The following is a 14,732-nucleotide window of genomic DNA, read 5'->3' as shown; positions in this document are numbered from 1 at the left end:
TGGCTGAAATCTTCGACAAAAAGTTGTTCTACACCTACCGGCTCTCCCTCGATAGTTGCTGCAATATAATGCTCTAAAACGAAGTCTGCTCTTGAAAGGTCACTAGGAATAAATGGATATTATTTTTTATTTTTATATCAGACAATTTAACAAAAATTATCACTGTTAACCGTTTTATGAAAGTACAAGTATCAGCAAGTTTTAAAAAACATGCACGCAAAACAATTTTATCTATTTTCGTTTTTGCTTTTACCTATATTTTCCTGCTCTTATTTGCTATAGGAATAACAATTGGTTTTACCTTTTTAGGCTTATTAGTCTTTACCTCCAAACCGATGTTCTTAACGGCCATTGCCTGTATAGGTTTGTTCGCCTCCGGTCTTACTGTCTTATTTTTTCTTATAAAATTTATATTCGCTTCGACAAAAGTAGATACCGATCATCTCACCGAAATTACCGAGCATGATGAGCCTGAACTATTTTTGTTGATCCATCAGATTGTTAGCGAAGTCGACACCAGCTTTCCAAAAAAAATATTTTTATCTCACGATGTGAATGCTTCAGTATTTTATGATTCCAGCTTTTGGAGCATGTTTCTTCCAATAAGAAAGAATCTACAAATTGGTGTAGGATTGATCAATGCTGTAACTCAACAGGAATTAAAAGCTATTCTTGCGCATGAATTCGGACATTTTTCACAGAAAAGTATGAAAGTTGGAAGTTATGTTTATCATGTCAATCAAATTATCTACAATATGCTTTACAAAAATGAATCGTTGGACAATATATTTGAAAAATGGGGAAATGTTAGTGGCTATTCGGCTATTTTTATCGGTATATCGGTCTTTATCATCCAACAGATTCAAAACATCCTGAAATACTTGTATAAATATGTTAACCTAAATTATCTGGCATTGTCCCGGGAAATGGAATTTCATGCAGATGAAATTGCAGCTCACGTGGCAGGTTCTAAAGCCTTGGCAGACTCATTGCTGCGTCTGGGTTTTGCAAATCATGCTTTAAATTATATTTTTAATTTTTACGATGGAAAAATCAGCGAAAATATCCGGAGCAACAATATTTATCACGAACAGAATTGTGTGATGCTTCTTCTTGCGGAAAGATCTAGGTATCGAGTTCAAGAAGGATTCCCACAGATCGAATTAGCAACATTAAAAAAATATGATAAATCAAAATTGAATCTCGAAAATCAATGGGCTTCCCATCCGACCGATGAAGAACGCGTGAAAGCCTTGTGGAAACTTGATATCATAAAGAACAATGTTTCAAATGAACCTGCTATTGCTTTGCTTTCAAATGGTGCAGCAATAGCTGATCAAATTTCTGAGAAGTTATTTTCGCATATTCAATATCAGCAGGTACCAGCAACTTTGAACCTTAGTGAATTCAAAGATAATTTTGAAAGCCAGATCAACAGATATACAATCGATCCAAAATTTAACGATTTCTATGATTACAACAATCCTCTACTAAAGGGAGACTTAGCTACTGCTGAAGAACTTGAAGAGCTGACATTTGACGAATTGTTTGCAGATCGTAAAATCGAGTCATTATATGAACTCAACAGTCTAAAAAGTGACAAGCATATCGTGGAAGCCATACAAAAGGGAGACATCAAATTAAAAACCTTCGATTATGATGGAAAAAAATATCGGGATATCGATGCCGATGAACTCTTGATAAAAATTGAGAATGACATCCTGGATATAACACGTCAGGTAGATAGTTATAATTATCAAATACATCATTACTTTCTACGATTATCCATCGCACAGGAGCGTAAGGAAGAATTTGATCAGAAATATGACGATTTTGAAGCTTTCCACAAAACATTTGATGAATCTCAAATGATATACGATGATATGAACGAAAACACGGCATTTTTCTTTCAGACTCTGCCATTTGGAGAAATTGAAGCGAGAGTGAGTGATCTCAAAAGAAGGGAAGTATCTTTCAAAAAGAGATTGTCCAATCTTCTATCACTACAGGAAAACATACAGCCCCCAATGGATGCAACCTTATTGTCAACACTCAATAAATACATCAATACGGACTTACTATACTTTAATGTAGATGAGTACAAAGAGGAAAACCTTCAAATTTTGCTCCAAGCGATTGCAGAATATAAAAGATTACTAGATGATATCTATTTCTCAAAGAAAAAGACATATTTAGATTTTATACTTAGGCTTGAAGAAGACAAAACCCGACAATAAAAATAAAAACCACTTCTTACGACCTGGCCATACAACTTATATATCTGTAAGGAATAACTCTTATTTATACGAATGAAATGATCTGAAAACCTTCCAACCATCATTTTCGTAGGCAAAGGTCGCAAGGTCAGTCATGCTAAAGTTTTCAAATTTCAGTGTAATTTTTACAATCATATAATCTGCCGATTTTTCGACGATCTTGATATTCACTTTGCAGTTCAGAATTTCTCCATTTTGATTTTTCAATGATTGGATCACTGCATTACGCCCGTAGGTCAATATACTGGAAGCCTGTATCTTTTGACTAAAATCCTCAGCAAACAACCGCTCTACGCCCGCTGATTCACCCTTCGTCGTTACCGTAACATAGTGATCAAGGGCGAAGTCTGCTGTGGAAAGATTCACGCTTTCTTCCTTTGATCTTGAGCCAGGTCCTTCTGCTGCCATAGCGAATGCAGATATGGCGATTAAGGTTGCTGCTACAAATGTTTTTGCGAATGCTTTCATAATGTCTTTATTTTGTTAGTTATATTGTTCTTATCTTTTAATTCAAAACTCCTATCTAATATGCATGTAACCTATGGACTTTAGGCCAATGATCTTTGAAAGGTTTTATCACCTGCATGCCAAATACTATACCATGAGCCGAAATAAGTCCATTTATGGCTTCTAGGTCGAATAATGGTTTTTTCAAGGTTTTTTTCTAAAAAAGGAGATGTGCGGATTCGAACAGTTTAGAAACATTTTGTTCGCACGCGTACAATCCGCTCTCCACAAGGTGCTCTTATACGTCTAAGAAAATCAATGTTTATTGATGATAATATCACCTACCATCTCATTATTTTGAGCTGGATTCCGACCCATTTGTATTATAATCACGGACAAAAAAGCATTATATTGGTATTCAAAACAGATATTATGCAGAGAGTATTTGCAAAAATGTTGTTCAGGTCTTAAAAAGAGATCGGAATATTATTGGATTAGCAGTCGCTGGCTCCTGGCTAACCAGTCAAATTGATAAGTGGTCTGATCTGGACCTGGTTATAGTCACCAAAGAGGATCTGAACGCCGACAGCTCACGGATGGTCGAATATGCTAGCCTCTTTGGCAATCTCTTGTCGGCTTTACCAGGTGAACATGTAGGCGAAAAAAGATTGTTAATCTGTTTATATGACGCCCCTCTATTACACGTAAATATTAAGTTTGTCACTCTTGAGGAATTTTGCATCAGGATTGAAGATCCTATTATTCTATTAGATACCGACAATATTTTACAAAAAGTAATATGCACAATTTCCGGTTTCTGACTTCCAATGGATCGAAGACAGATTTTGGACCTAGTTACACTATGGGCTAACAAAAATTGGAAGAGGTGAATATATTGAAGCCCTCGATTTTATGGCATATTTGCGTATGGTAGTATTTGGTCCTCTACGTCATATCAAAAATAATAATCTTCCGAGGCGTGTACGTAAAGCAGAAAATCCCGTCTTAAAATATATGGAAGACTTACGCAACTATTGAAATAATAGAACAGACTCTATCAAATTTGCTAGCCAATGGAAACAATGCTTTTATTTTTCCTGCGCAAAAATTGCTCCTAGTCCGTCAGCTGCCATAGTGAACCGAAAGGGGAAGGTGAAACCTCTGTGGGCAGCACAGATTTCTAATAACCCTTTTTTAAGGAAACTTCGTTGAGCAAAGGTTGCCCAGCAGCCATTCTTCTATAATTATCCACCAATTGCAAGACCGAAGAGCCAATATTTGTCCTACTCGCGACATGAGGTGTTATAAAAATAGAGCTGCAATTCCAAAATGGATGCTCTTTGGGCAATGGTTCTTGTTGAAACACATCGAGGTAAGCGCCGGCAATCTGTCCTTTGTCGATGGCTTCTATTAAATCGTCATCCACAAGATGGGCGCCCCTACCAACGTTAAGTAAAACAGTTCCCATCGGGCAAAAGGAGAAAAACTCATGATTCAAAATTCCGCGGGTGGCATCAGTCAATGGCAAAACGTTCACAATAAAATCCGTCTGCTCAACTGCTGAACTAAGTCCTGCGATACCTGTAAAAGAAATTACCCCCTGTATATTTTTTGGAGAATTGGACCAACCATTAACCTTGAAACCTAGCTGAGCCAATCTTTCGGCGACATCCCCCCCTATTTCACCTAATCCTAAAACTGTTACACACGTTTGACCAATGGACTTATACACTAGGGGATGCCAATGTCTTTTCCTCTTTTCTGTAGAATAGGCTGAAAAATTCTTCATTGAATGCATCACACAGGTCAAAACATGTTCAAACATATCGCTTTTTAGCATGTGATCTACAATCCTACAGGTGTGAATATGTGAGGGAATGGTTTCAGGAAATAAATGATCGATCCCAGCTCCCCCAGACTGGATCACTTTTAAATTGGGAAAATGAGCATAATAACCCGCCTCAGGCTTCCAGCAAAGCGCAAACTCGACCTCATCATAGTTTTGGATATCCGGATAGATCTCGACTCTTGTTTCAGGCAAATGCTTATTGATTTCGAGCTTCCATTCTTCGGCTCGGCCGCTATTCAGTATCAATGCTATACTCATATTTCTTTCGTTTATACGAAAATAACATTTATCTTAAAAACAGCAATACGTCTTGATAAACCTCCTACTGAAAACTACCCGAGGAAGGCTATGGTTTTGCTTCCACCACGTTTTTCACCGTACCAAGTAATCCCGGTTTATCGAGCATACGGTCGACAACAGGATATCGGTGTCCATTGCATTTTTTGGAAGTACGACGGTATCAGCTATGGGTGCAGCCGAGAATAAGCAGTCGGCGGCAAGTTTCACAGGATTCAGTGACCGGCTATGCCATGTAACGCAGCTGATCATTGCGCGAAAATTCAGTTCGAAATTATCACTGACTGTTGTCCCTTCTTATCTTCATCGGAATTATATAGCGTACAATGACCAAAATGATCTCTTTGCACTTGGGATTGGCGGTCGGGGTCAAAGTCAGTAATCGGATGGCGCTTGTCGCAGACTATATATTTCCTTTCCGGAAAATCATCAAATAAAAAATATCGCGAGGAAGTGAGTGGTCAGCGCTATTATAATGCAGTGGGTGTCGGTCTGGAAATGGACACCGGAGGACAAAAGTTAACGCCGAATTGTCGCCATGCTGTAGCGACAATTCAGCGTTAATGCTCCTCATGCACAAATCGTATCACTCCCGATGGCAAGTGTCAATACCCGAATTTCGCCAAACGCCCATACATCTCCACGAAAGCACATTGGTCTAACAGCCATTTTGATTTTTTAGGATTCTCCATGGTCCAGTCGGTATCAAAAAGTCCATGCTGATCCCGCATCCGAAGCCATGCGAAATCAAGATTTTTCGCAAAAATGTCTAAATATTTTCGATCTCCATCCTGTTCGAACAGGCTGATATAACCGCGCATCATTACGGCATGGAACCATAAATTACTGTTTTTTAAGAGAGGAAAATCTTGTCCTGTTTTTGTCTCAAAAAAATAGCCCAGGCAAGCTTCGGCAAGCTGTTGCGCATCATCCAGGTATTTCTTTTCTTTGGTCAACTGATAGAGCAAGGCCGCAGCCTGCAGCATCTGACCTGAATTATAGGAATACTTGGCTTTGTCAACTTTACCATCGAGATGTATATTATCCCAATAAAGTTTATCATTTGGGTCCTGCAAACCTGCTTTTGTCCATTCATACAAACGTTGGCCTTCAAGAAGATAGTCCTTCTGTTTGGTCGCCTCAAAAAGTTTTAAAGCAAATACTGCAGCAGGCGCATTCGAACAGCTATTTTTAGATTCTTTTTTTTGCTCGCACCAATAAATACCACCGCCAAGCTTATCGTCTTCACCACTTTTTACAAAGGTCCAAATTTCCTTTGCATGCTTAAGATAATCCGTCTTTTTGGTCTGTATGTAGCTATCTGTAAAATCAATGCCCAACCAGATATTATCATCGTAAAAGCGATCCGATGCCGGCGCTGAATTGATATAGGAGGCATACCCCACTGGTTTACGCTTTTCGTCCCGATATTCACTGAGCCCTACGAGCACTTTCTGGTCCAATATTTTCTGATAGGCTGTTTTATTTTTTGACTGTTCCATCAGTGCATTGACCGCCGAAAAACTACCCGAGAAAGGCCAGAGATAGGCATATTTTTTTTGCTGTTCTGCCTGTGTAGTATTATTCAAATAGTCCGCCTTAAAATTTTCGTCAAAGGGATATTTCTCGGCCAGTAATTTATTTTTGGCGTTCCCATATTTGTCATAGATCACATCCAAAGTCTTCTGGGCATAATCAAAAAATTGACCGTTTTTAACCTGCGCCTGAGCTGTTAGACAGTATAAACCTGTCATGAGTGCTATCGTCGCTATCCTATTTATTTGTTTCATCAGCATCTATTATTCTAATATAGCCATCAGGACCTGACTGGTAACCTAATGGCTAGTGTATAATCTATTATTTTACCTTCGTCTGATAACGTGCCACACTCTCAAACAGCATTGCAGCGCTGGCATAGGCTGTAATTTCACTGTTTCCGACCGGCGGCTGCGACCAGGAAGAGCCAAAGAATAAGGTCGAACTATCCCTTTCGCTGAAAAGTAAAATGCTATAGCTTTATCGTATTTGGTTATCCCCTCTCCTAAGCGATATACAATAGATCTTTAGTGAACAAGAGAGGGATCGTGTCGGCATTTCCAAAATCTGGGCCCTAGCTGAACTATTGATACATCCATAGGATTGAGTAAAACAAATATAATGAAACTAAAACGGTTTTGCTTATTTCGGAAGAAAATTATAGGATAGAAGGCGAAGAACCGGCAAAGTATCGAACAAAAATGACGACTGAAAATAAAAAAACAACACAAAAAAGAAGGGACATTAAACCCAATTAACTAACTTCATCTATATAATAACATTTAAATCAAATATCCTAACATACATTCAGATTGACAATTTTTGTTTGATCAAGATATAAAACTACAACTGTATATGGAAACTACTATCTCAACAGAGAAATTGCTATTAAAGCCTGTCGAACTGTCCGATTTGCAAAATCTGCACAATCTCAGGACCAATCCTCAGGTTGCTAAATACATTGGCAGAGATATCAATAAAAGTCCTGAAGAGACAAGACAGTTTATTGAGATGGTCAGAAAAAATAAATTTTATTTTACGATTAAAACAATAGATCAAAATGAATTTGTGGGAACTATAACCTTGTGGAATATTGACCGGAGCAAAAAATATGCAGAACTAGGTTACGAATTACTTCCGCAATTCCAAGGAAAAGGATTGATGAGTGAAGCCGTAGAGGCCCTATTAAAATATGCTTTTGATGAAATGGGAATTGAGGCTATAGAAGCGTATACACATCGCGAAAATATAGCTTCCAAAAAGCTGCTGGAACGCCGCGGTTTCAAATTGGTAGCAGATAAAATTGATGCGGACAATTTAGACAATATTATTTACGGAATAAATAAAAATGAACAAGAAATCTCAATTGATCACTACTGATCTAATTTTATTAATTTCGTAGGCATTACATACCAGATAACAAAGGAACAGATGAAATTTAGCTTTCTAATTGTAGCACTATTTGTTTATAGCTTTGGCCACGCACAGGATTCAGATGCGTCAAAAAAAGCCAACATCAGTCATATTATCTCCCTGTTCAAACAAAAAAACATAGATGAGATTTCAACGGTCATAAACTACCCCTTGAAGCGGGAAAATCCCATTCCAGCGATAACAAAACCGAACGAATTCAAGCAAAGGTTTCAGGAGGTTTTCGATCAGACACTCGTGGATCTGATTGCGCATTCAAAACCGGACCAATGGACAGTAGTTGGCTGGCGCGGAATCATGCTGGATAATGGCACACTATGGATAGATAGCGAAGCCGGAAAAATAACCGCAGTAAATTATCAGAGTCCATTTGAAAAAAATTTAAGACAAACACTGATTCAAAAACAAAAAGAACACATACACCATTCTTTAAAACAATTCAAAAAACCAGTTTATACAATAAAATCTGAAAAATACCTGATCAGAATAGATGAATTAACCAACGGAAAATACAGGTATGCTTCGTGGAATTCCGAAAAAAAAGAAAACATGCCACCTGACATTATCCTGAGTAACGGCAAACTGGATTTTGAAGGAAGCGGAGGTAATCACGTCATCGTTTTTACCAACGGGATTTATACCTATGCTATCTACCGAAATATTATAGCGGAAAAAGATGCAACGGATATTACGCTTGTTGTCAAAAAAAATAAGCAAAAAATTTTAACGCAAGGGGCAACATTGATAGCGGAATAAATATTATTCCTCTTCTTTGTTAAACATCGTTCTGAAAAATTCCAAGGTTGATTTTCCTCCCATGGGAAGATAAATAAATCCATGACCACCCTTCGCTACTGATTTCAGCACCCATTTTTTCTGTTGTTTCTTATGCTATCTAGTTTTTATTTGTTGATTCAAAACTACCACATAACGCAATCTTAGCCTATTTTCTTTAGACCAACGGAAAGGAAAACTCGGTGAATGGCAGAATTTGGGAGGTGAATTGTATCAAGCACTGATGAATTCGCATACATTGATTTCCGCATGGAGAGAAGATACATTGGTGGACTGGGAAATGCAATTTCAGCTGGCCACCTTGTCGTTTATTACCCGAACCACTAGTCCATCTTGACTATCAAGGCAATGGGATAGGCCAGCTTATTCTGGAAAAAATGCAAGATATCTATGTTCATTTTTCATATGCAAATACTTACAGCAGACGGGAAATCTGTAGATTTCTACAAAAAGAACGGGTTTGAGAGAGCCGGAAAAACTGAATCAATGCGGATTTATAAGGGCAATGAACATTAATCAATAAAGTGCTATCTATTATGGCATAGCACTTATCAACTGCCTTAGCAAATGTGGACACTAGGGGTAAAACTGCTCTTATTGCTTATTTTACACCAAAACAAAACAGCAGGCTAGCATATGAGACACAGGCTAAACAATCGGTCAAATTAGAAGATACTGAAGACAATGAAAAATTAGGAATTCAGCTCAAATCCTCGATTTCATTTTGAATATTGAGTCGTGCCTTTTCTTCATATTTTTTATAGAAAAAATCCGTTTTAAATATTCTTTCCATCTCGAGAAAACTTTGTAAAACATGCTTTCTACCCTCATCAAAATAAATTGAATCTCCATATTCTTTACGGATACCAGCGACGTATTTTGCATAAGATACCTTATCAGCTCCCAATATAGACATGTCAGCATCAATAAAATAATTGATATCAGAACTGCTATTCATTGAATGTGTTTTTGTTGCCAGAATCATCTCCTGACAAATGTTGATCAAATCCGATGGATAGTTCAATCTACGTAAATGATCCACCGCAACCAGTGCACTTTTTTCTTCATTTGTACCATCCAGCATAAAGTATACGATATCATGATAGATCAGGGCCAAATAAGCCGTAGGATAATCTGACAAATGATGTTTACAAAGATCCAACTGCCGGCTAAAATGTTGCAGATGTGCCAACGTATGGTAGCCTCTTCGCTGATCGGAATATGATGCTGTGATTTCATTCCAACATGACTCCAATAGCGGGATATCATCGGTATATGGTTCCAAGCACGAAAAATATATCGCTCTCATTTTTAAGTGATCAACTATCATAAGTAAAGCTAACTATTTTTATGCGTATATTCTTTTTCAGACAATTTATGAAGGTAACTTTAAAAAGGAATTAAAAAAGAATGACGGATGTCCGTCCTATAAAATCTGTAAACTGGAATATGAAAACAAACCACCAGTATATACCTAAGCCGAAGATAGCTGGTGGAAACATAAAAAAGCCACATCTCACGACGTGGCTACTAAACTAAACTTATAAACTTACGATTCACTAATAGTCAGGCTACGAGCTCTAACTTGACTCACCATTAGTTTTTATTCTTTATCTTATTTATAGGCATTAACTGAACTGGACACTCTCCATGCTCCATGCTCATTGACCAGTGTCACAAGGTCTGTCTTTGTAAAGTCTTCAAATTGCATCGTTACTTTCCCTACCATATAGTCTGCTGACTCTTCGATAATCCGGGTACTCACTTTACAGTTGAGCTTCTCGCCGCTTTGCTTTTTCAGGAATTTGACAACTTCTTTTCGGTCATTTGTTGTTGCATTTCCCGACTGGATCTTCTGAGTGAAATCTGCTGTAAATAATTGCTCTAAACCGATAGACTCCCCCGCAGTGATCACCGCAACATAATGGTTAAGAGCAATGTCTGCCGTGAATAGATTAACTATGGATTTTTCGGATTTTGAAGAGGTTTTATCTGCTGCAATAGCCAAGGTGGATACTGCTATCATTGCTACTGCCAGGAATGTTTTTATAGATGCTTTCATAATGTTCGTTCTGTTGTGCTTATTTCTTAATTCAAAACTACAGCGCAATGGTTGTCTAACCTATCAACTTTAGGTTAACGGATATAAAAACTCGGTAAACGAAGGAAATAAATAGGTGAAATTTAAAAAGCAATCATTAACAAAGAAGGACTTGCGAATCAAACAGATCTAAAAGCAATACTTTTGCTCAAAACTAAAAGCAAATAGTAATTTCCCATAAGTTATTTGTTTTTAGTCCACTACTAATTTATGAACACCCATTCTATTCTGGGTTTGCATAGGACAAGTTTTCACATCTGCTTTTTAGCGATTATAAGATATGCGCCTCGTAAAAAATCTTTCCATTAGACAGGAATTGTTATCTAGCACTTATTAGGATCGATATTTGCCAAATTTTGTCTTCTGTGTTGATACGTCAAAAATATACAGGATAGTACATGACACTTATATCAAATTTATTTGTGATAATAGTGGATAATTCCGGATTTTCGGCTGACCTCAACCCTAAAATATGGCACCATTTATAAACACTCTGCTTCAAAAAGTTATGATATCAGGATTTATATGTATACTTTCTATCAGTACCTTTGCCCAAAAATTAAGCGTAACTGACCTTAAAGTAGAACACCTTAAAAATCCTATGGCAATAGAAACCGATAGTCCCCGGTTCAGCTGGAAAATACGTTCTTCAGTAAAGAATACCATACAGTCTGCTTATGAAATCAGAGTAGGCCGTGATAAAGCCGCAATGAATGCAGGAAAAGATCTGGTGTGGAAAGCGGCGGTATCAGGAGATCAGTCAGTACTGATTAAATATGAGGGGGCTGCCTTACAATCAAAAAAGAGATATTTTTGGCAAATTCGGGTAAAAGACAATCATGGCAATACTTCCGCCTGGTCTGAACCCGCCTTCTTTCAAATGGGAATAAGTCCCATGGATTGGACAGCGACATGGATCAAAGTGGCCGGCAAAGATACTGCGGCAAGAAGCCCTCTTTTCAGAAAAGAATTCGTCGTCAATAAAAAGCTTAAATCGGCAATTGCCTACGTGACTGCGAAGGGATTATACGAAGCGCGTATCAATGGTCAGCGTGTCAGCGATACCTATTTTGCTCCGGGATGGACCAGTTACAGGGATCATTTGCAATACCAAGTTTATGATGTAACCACGATCCTAAAAAGCGGTTCCAACGTATTCGGAGTTAGTCTCGGGAACGGCTGGTATAAGGGACGGATTGGCTTTGGAAATCAGCACAATTTTTATGGTGATACGCGGGGATTGCTCTTGCAGCTTGTCATGGAATATACAGATGGGACGACGGAAACGGTCCAAACCGATGAAAGTTGGAAATATGCTTACGGACCGATTATGGCATCGGATATTTATGATGGTGAAATCTATGACGCCCGACTGGAAATAAGCGGATGGGACAATATTGGCTATCGGGAAGATAATAAATGGAATGCAGTCGGCACGATGGAGAAAGGATCGGAAAAACTTGTGGCAATGAGCGGTCCACCGGTCAAAAAGCACGAAAAGTTCAAAGCGCTTAAAGTCTTTAAAACACCGGCGGGCGAGACTGTTGTGGATTTCGGACAAAATCTGGTAGGCTGGGTCATGCTCAAAGCCAAAGGTGCCGCCGGAACCAAGATCACGCTGAGCCATGCTGAGGTACTTACAAAAGAAGGTAATTTTTATACCACAAACCTAAGATCTGCAAAGGCTCAGGATATTTATATTTTAAAGGAGAATACCGAACAGGTCTTTGAACCTCATTTTACGTTTCAAGGCTTCAGGTATGTGAAGGTCGAGGGCTATCCCGGAGAATTGACAACCGAAGACCTTACCGCTGTCGCGCTATACTCTGCGATGGAGACCACTGGAAAATTTGCTACGTCCAATAGTCTACTGAACCAGCTACAACATAATATTCAATGGGGGCAGAAGGGAAACTTTTTAGATGTACCAACGGATTGTCCACAACGTGATGAGCGTCTAGGCTGGACGGGGGACGCACAAGCCTTTGCCAATACAGCGGCTTACAATATGGATGTTGCGGGATTTTTCACGAAATGGCTTAAAGATGTGAAGGCCGATCAACAGCCTAACGGTTCAATCCCCCATGTGATCCCCAATGTACTGGGTGCGAATGATGGGGCATCAGCAGGCTGGGCAGATGTAGCTACAATTATTCCATGGGATATGTATGTGGCTTATGGTGATCGGCAGATGCTGGAAACACAGTTTGAGAGCATGCGAAAATGGGTTGATTATATCTCCTCCGTGGCCAAAAATAATCTTTGGAACTCCGGTTTTCATTTTGGAGACTGGCTTTTCTACCGCCCTCATGATGACAATGACGGAAGAGCCGCAGTTACAGATAAATACCTGATTGCCCAGACTTTCTACGCACACTCTACCCAATTATTGATCAATGCAGCTAAAGTATTGGGCAAACAGGAAGATGTCGCGAAGTACAGCGCATTGCTGGCAAATATTAAATCCGCTTTTGTGAAAGAATATATGACCACTACGGGACGATTGGTTTCCGGAACACAAACGGCATATGTCCTGGCGCTACAATTTGACATGTTGCCCGAAGAACTTCGAGCAGCATCCGCAAATCGCTTAGTAGCGAACATCCGTGATTATGGTAATCATCTCACCACAGGATTTTTGGGTACCCCCTATTTATGTCATGTGCTGACCAGATTTGGCCATAATGATGTCGCATATGACCTCCTGATGCAGGAAAGCTATCCTTCATGGCTTTATCCCGTCAAAATGGGTGCTACAACAATATGGGAACGATGGGACGGAATTAAGCCGGATGGCTCTTTTCAGACGCCAGATATGAACTCTTACAACCATTATGCATACGGAGCAATTGGGGACTGGATGTACAGAACGATTGCGGGCATCAATTCGGTCGCCGAGGAACCTGGCTATAAATCCATTATTATTGCACCCAAACCAGGTGGAAAAATAACGAACGCCGCCGCAGAATTAGAAACCCCATATGGTCCAGTAAAATCGGCATGGACACTAGAAAATGGGGTATTAAAACTTGAGGTCACTATACCTGCAAATACCAAAGCAAAAGTAATACTCCCCGAGACAACAAGAGAAATCGGTTCGGGCACCTATTATTTTGAAAGTAAACTTTAATTGCTTAAGGTCACTTGTTATATCCTTATCTTCAGAAATTAGCTCGCGAACAACACATTGAAATGGATCTTCGCGTAGCCCCGTCGTGCTCTGGTCGTCCAATTTCGTTTCGGTAGATGACTTCACCGTTTTTATATGGCGGCGAATGGCGTCAGGTTGCCCCGTCTCGCGCTTCGAAAGGTTTCATTTTGAATTAATACCTTTTTTATATAAATTTAATATCAATTTTGTTTCTTTAGACCAACAAAAACCTATGTACTAATGGATTTGAAAGGATTTCCACTTGATTTAGAGGAATTTGAACGATTTCAGATGGCTGATGGGAGAGTTTTTCGAAAAATTTTTGATTGCTATAAACCCAGTTTACAGGAGAAAGTATGTCGTTTGACCTCTTCTCCTACCGAGGCCGAAGAAATTGTACAGGAGGTTTTTGTCCAGCTATTTCTCAAACGAAAGGAAATTCCGTCCGCTGAAGCAATATTTCCCTTTCTTTATGTGGTAGCCAAAAGATTGGCGATATCCCATTTCCGAAAAGAGGTCATCCGAAAACAATATCGAATGGATAGCGGAAACATCCAACTGAATACCACATCCTGCGCACACATACAACTGGAACAAAAGGAACGTGAGCAAATGCTGGAAAAGATTATTGACGCGCTTCCCGCACAACAAAAACGGATTTATCAAATGAATAAATTTGAGGAAAAGAGCTATCAAGAAATTGCGGAGCATATCGGTATATCCCGAAATACGGTCAGAAACCATTTGACTGCCGCCTGTAGTTTTGTCAAATTAAGACTTCAAAAAATCCTCTTCACGCTAGCCGTCCTGCTAGTGCTATGCTAGCAAACTGCTTTTTTGCGGCTTTCC

General features: G+C 39.0%; 13 protein-coding genes. 8 read left to right on the top strand and 5 right to left on the bottom strand.

Features of this window, described 5'->3' with window-relative positions; genetic code table 11:
- Nucleotides 1-176: 176 nt before the first annotated feature.
- The gene (locus tag D7322_RS22140; protein WP_121126391.1) at nucleotides 177-2,237 is read left to right on the top strand and encodes a M48 family metallopeptidase; all 2,061 of its coding nucleotides are present in this window, start codon (nucleotides 177-179) and stop codon (nucleotides 2,235-2,237) included.
- A 60-nt stretch (nucleotides 2,238-2,297) separates the two neighbouring features.
- On the opposite strand, the gene D7322_RS22135 is transcribed toward D7322_RS22140, so the two are convergent.
- Complete coding sequence (locus D7322_RS22135; protein WP_121126390.1) at nucleotides 2,298-2,744, bottom strand: nuclear transport factor 2 family protein; 447 nt, start codon at nucleotides 2,742-2,744, stop codon at nucleotides 2,298-2,300.
- 389 nt (nucleotides 2,745-3,133) lie between these two features.
- On the opposite strand from D7322_RS22135, the gene D7322_RS29295 reads away from it, so the two are divergent.
- Entirely contained in the window at nucleotides 3,134-3,544 is a 411-nt protein-coding gene (locus tag D7322_RS29295) for a nucleotidyltransferase domain-containing protein (protein WP_220700156.1), read from the top strand.
- A 359-nt stretch (nucleotides 3,545-3,903) separates the two neighbouring features.
- Here the strand turns inward: D7322_RS29295 and D7322_RS22125 are convergent, their stop codons facing one another.
- Nucleotides 3,904-4,830, bottom strand: a complete 927-nt coding sequence (locus D7322_RS22125) for a 2-hydroxyacid dehydrogenase (protein WP_121126389.1) — start codon at nucleotides 4,828-4,830, stop codon at nucleotides 3,904-3,906.
- A 139-nt stretch (nucleotides 4,831-4,969) separates the two neighbouring features.
- On the opposite strand from D7322_RS22125, the gene D7322_RS22120 reads away from it, so the two are divergent.
- Together D7322_RS22120 and D7322_RS28570 are read left to right on the top strand one after the other, a co-directional pair.
- Nucleotides 4,970-5,251, top strand: a complete 282-nt coding sequence (locus tag D7322_RS22120; RefSeq protein ID WP_262707662.1) for a DUF5777 family beta-barrel protein — start codon at nucleotides 4,970-4,972, stop codon at nucleotides 5,249-5,251.
- 11 nt (nucleotides 5,252-5,262) lie between these two features.
- A complete protein-coding gene (locus tag D7322_RS28570; RefSeq protein WP_183078804.1) occupies nucleotides 5,263-5,433 on the top strand; it encodes a hypothetical protein in 171 nt (56 codons plus the stop codon).
- A 41-nt stretch (nucleotides 5,434-5,474) separates the two neighbouring features.
- On the opposite strand, the gene D7322_RS22115 is transcribed toward D7322_RS28570, so the two are convergent.
- A complete protein-coding gene (locus tag D7322_RS22115; RefSeq protein ID WP_220700152.1) occupies nucleotides 5,475-6,659 on the bottom strand; it encodes a glycoside hydrolase family 76 protein in 1,185 nt (394 codons plus the stop codon).
- 601 nt (nucleotides 6,660-7,260) lie between these two features.
- On the opposite strand from D7322_RS22115, the gene D7322_RS22110 reads away from it, so the two are divergent.
- Together D7322_RS22110 and D7322_RS22105 are read left to right on the top strand one after the other, a co-directional pair.
- The gene (locus D7322_RS22110) at nucleotides 7,261-7,785 is read left to right on the top strand and encodes a GNAT family N-acetyltransferase (RefSeq protein WP_121126387.1); all 525 of its coding nucleotides are present in this window, start codon (nucleotides 7,261-7,263) and stop codon (nucleotides 7,783-7,785) included.
- A 51-nt stretch (nucleotides 7,786-7,836) separates the two neighbouring features.
- Nucleotides 7,837-8,592, top strand: a complete 756-nt coding sequence (locus D7322_RS22105) for a hypothetical protein (RefSeq protein WP_220700151.1) — start codon at nucleotides 7,837-7,839, stop codon at nucleotides 8,590-8,592.
- 739 nt (nucleotides 8,593-9,331) lie between these two features.
- Here the strand turns inward: D7322_RS22105 and D7322_RS22100 are convergent.
- Both D7322_RS22100 and D7322_RS22095 read right to left on the bottom strand, forming a co-directional pair.
- Nucleotides 9,332-9,940, bottom strand: a complete 609-nt coding sequence (locus tag D7322_RS22100; protein ID WP_121126386.1) for an HD domain-containing protein — start codon at nucleotides 9,938-9,940, stop codon at nucleotides 9,332-9,334.
- Between the two features lie 306 nt (nucleotides 9,941-10,246).
- The gene (locus D7322_RS22095) at nucleotides 10,247-10,693 is read right to left on the bottom strand and encodes a nuclear transport factor 2 family protein (RefSeq protein WP_121126385.1); all 447 of its coding nucleotides are present in this window, start codon (nucleotides 10,691-10,693) and stop codon (nucleotides 10,247-10,249) included.
- A 511-nt stretch (nucleotides 10,694-11,204) separates the two neighbouring features.
- Here D7322_RS22095 and D7322_RS22090 point away from each other — a divergent pair.
- Nucleotides 11,205-13,862, top strand: coding sequence for a glycoside hydrolase family 78 protein (locus D7322_RS22090; protein WP_121126384.1), 2,658 nt, complete (start codon nucleotides 11,205-11,207; stop codon nucleotides 13,860-13,862).
- Between the two features lie 261 nt (nucleotides 13,863-14,123).
- Nucleotides 14,124-14,708: an RNA polymerase sigma factor gene (locus tag D7322_RS22085; RefSeq protein ID WP_121126383.1), complete on the top strand. Its 585-nt coding sequence runs from the start codon at nucleotides 14,124-14,126 to the stop codon at nucleotides 14,706-14,708.
- The last annotated feature ends 24 nt before the right edge of the window (nucleotides 14,709-14,732 follow it).

This window comes from Sphingobacterium puteale (genome assembly GCF_003627955.1).
GTDB classification, from domain to species: Bacteria; Bacteroidota; Bacteroidia; order Sphingobacteriales; family Sphingobacteriaceae; genus Sphingobacterium; species Sphingobacterium puteale.
Note: the sequence above shows the minus strand (reverse complement) of the source record. Positions and strands in the feature narration are given on the sequence as shown.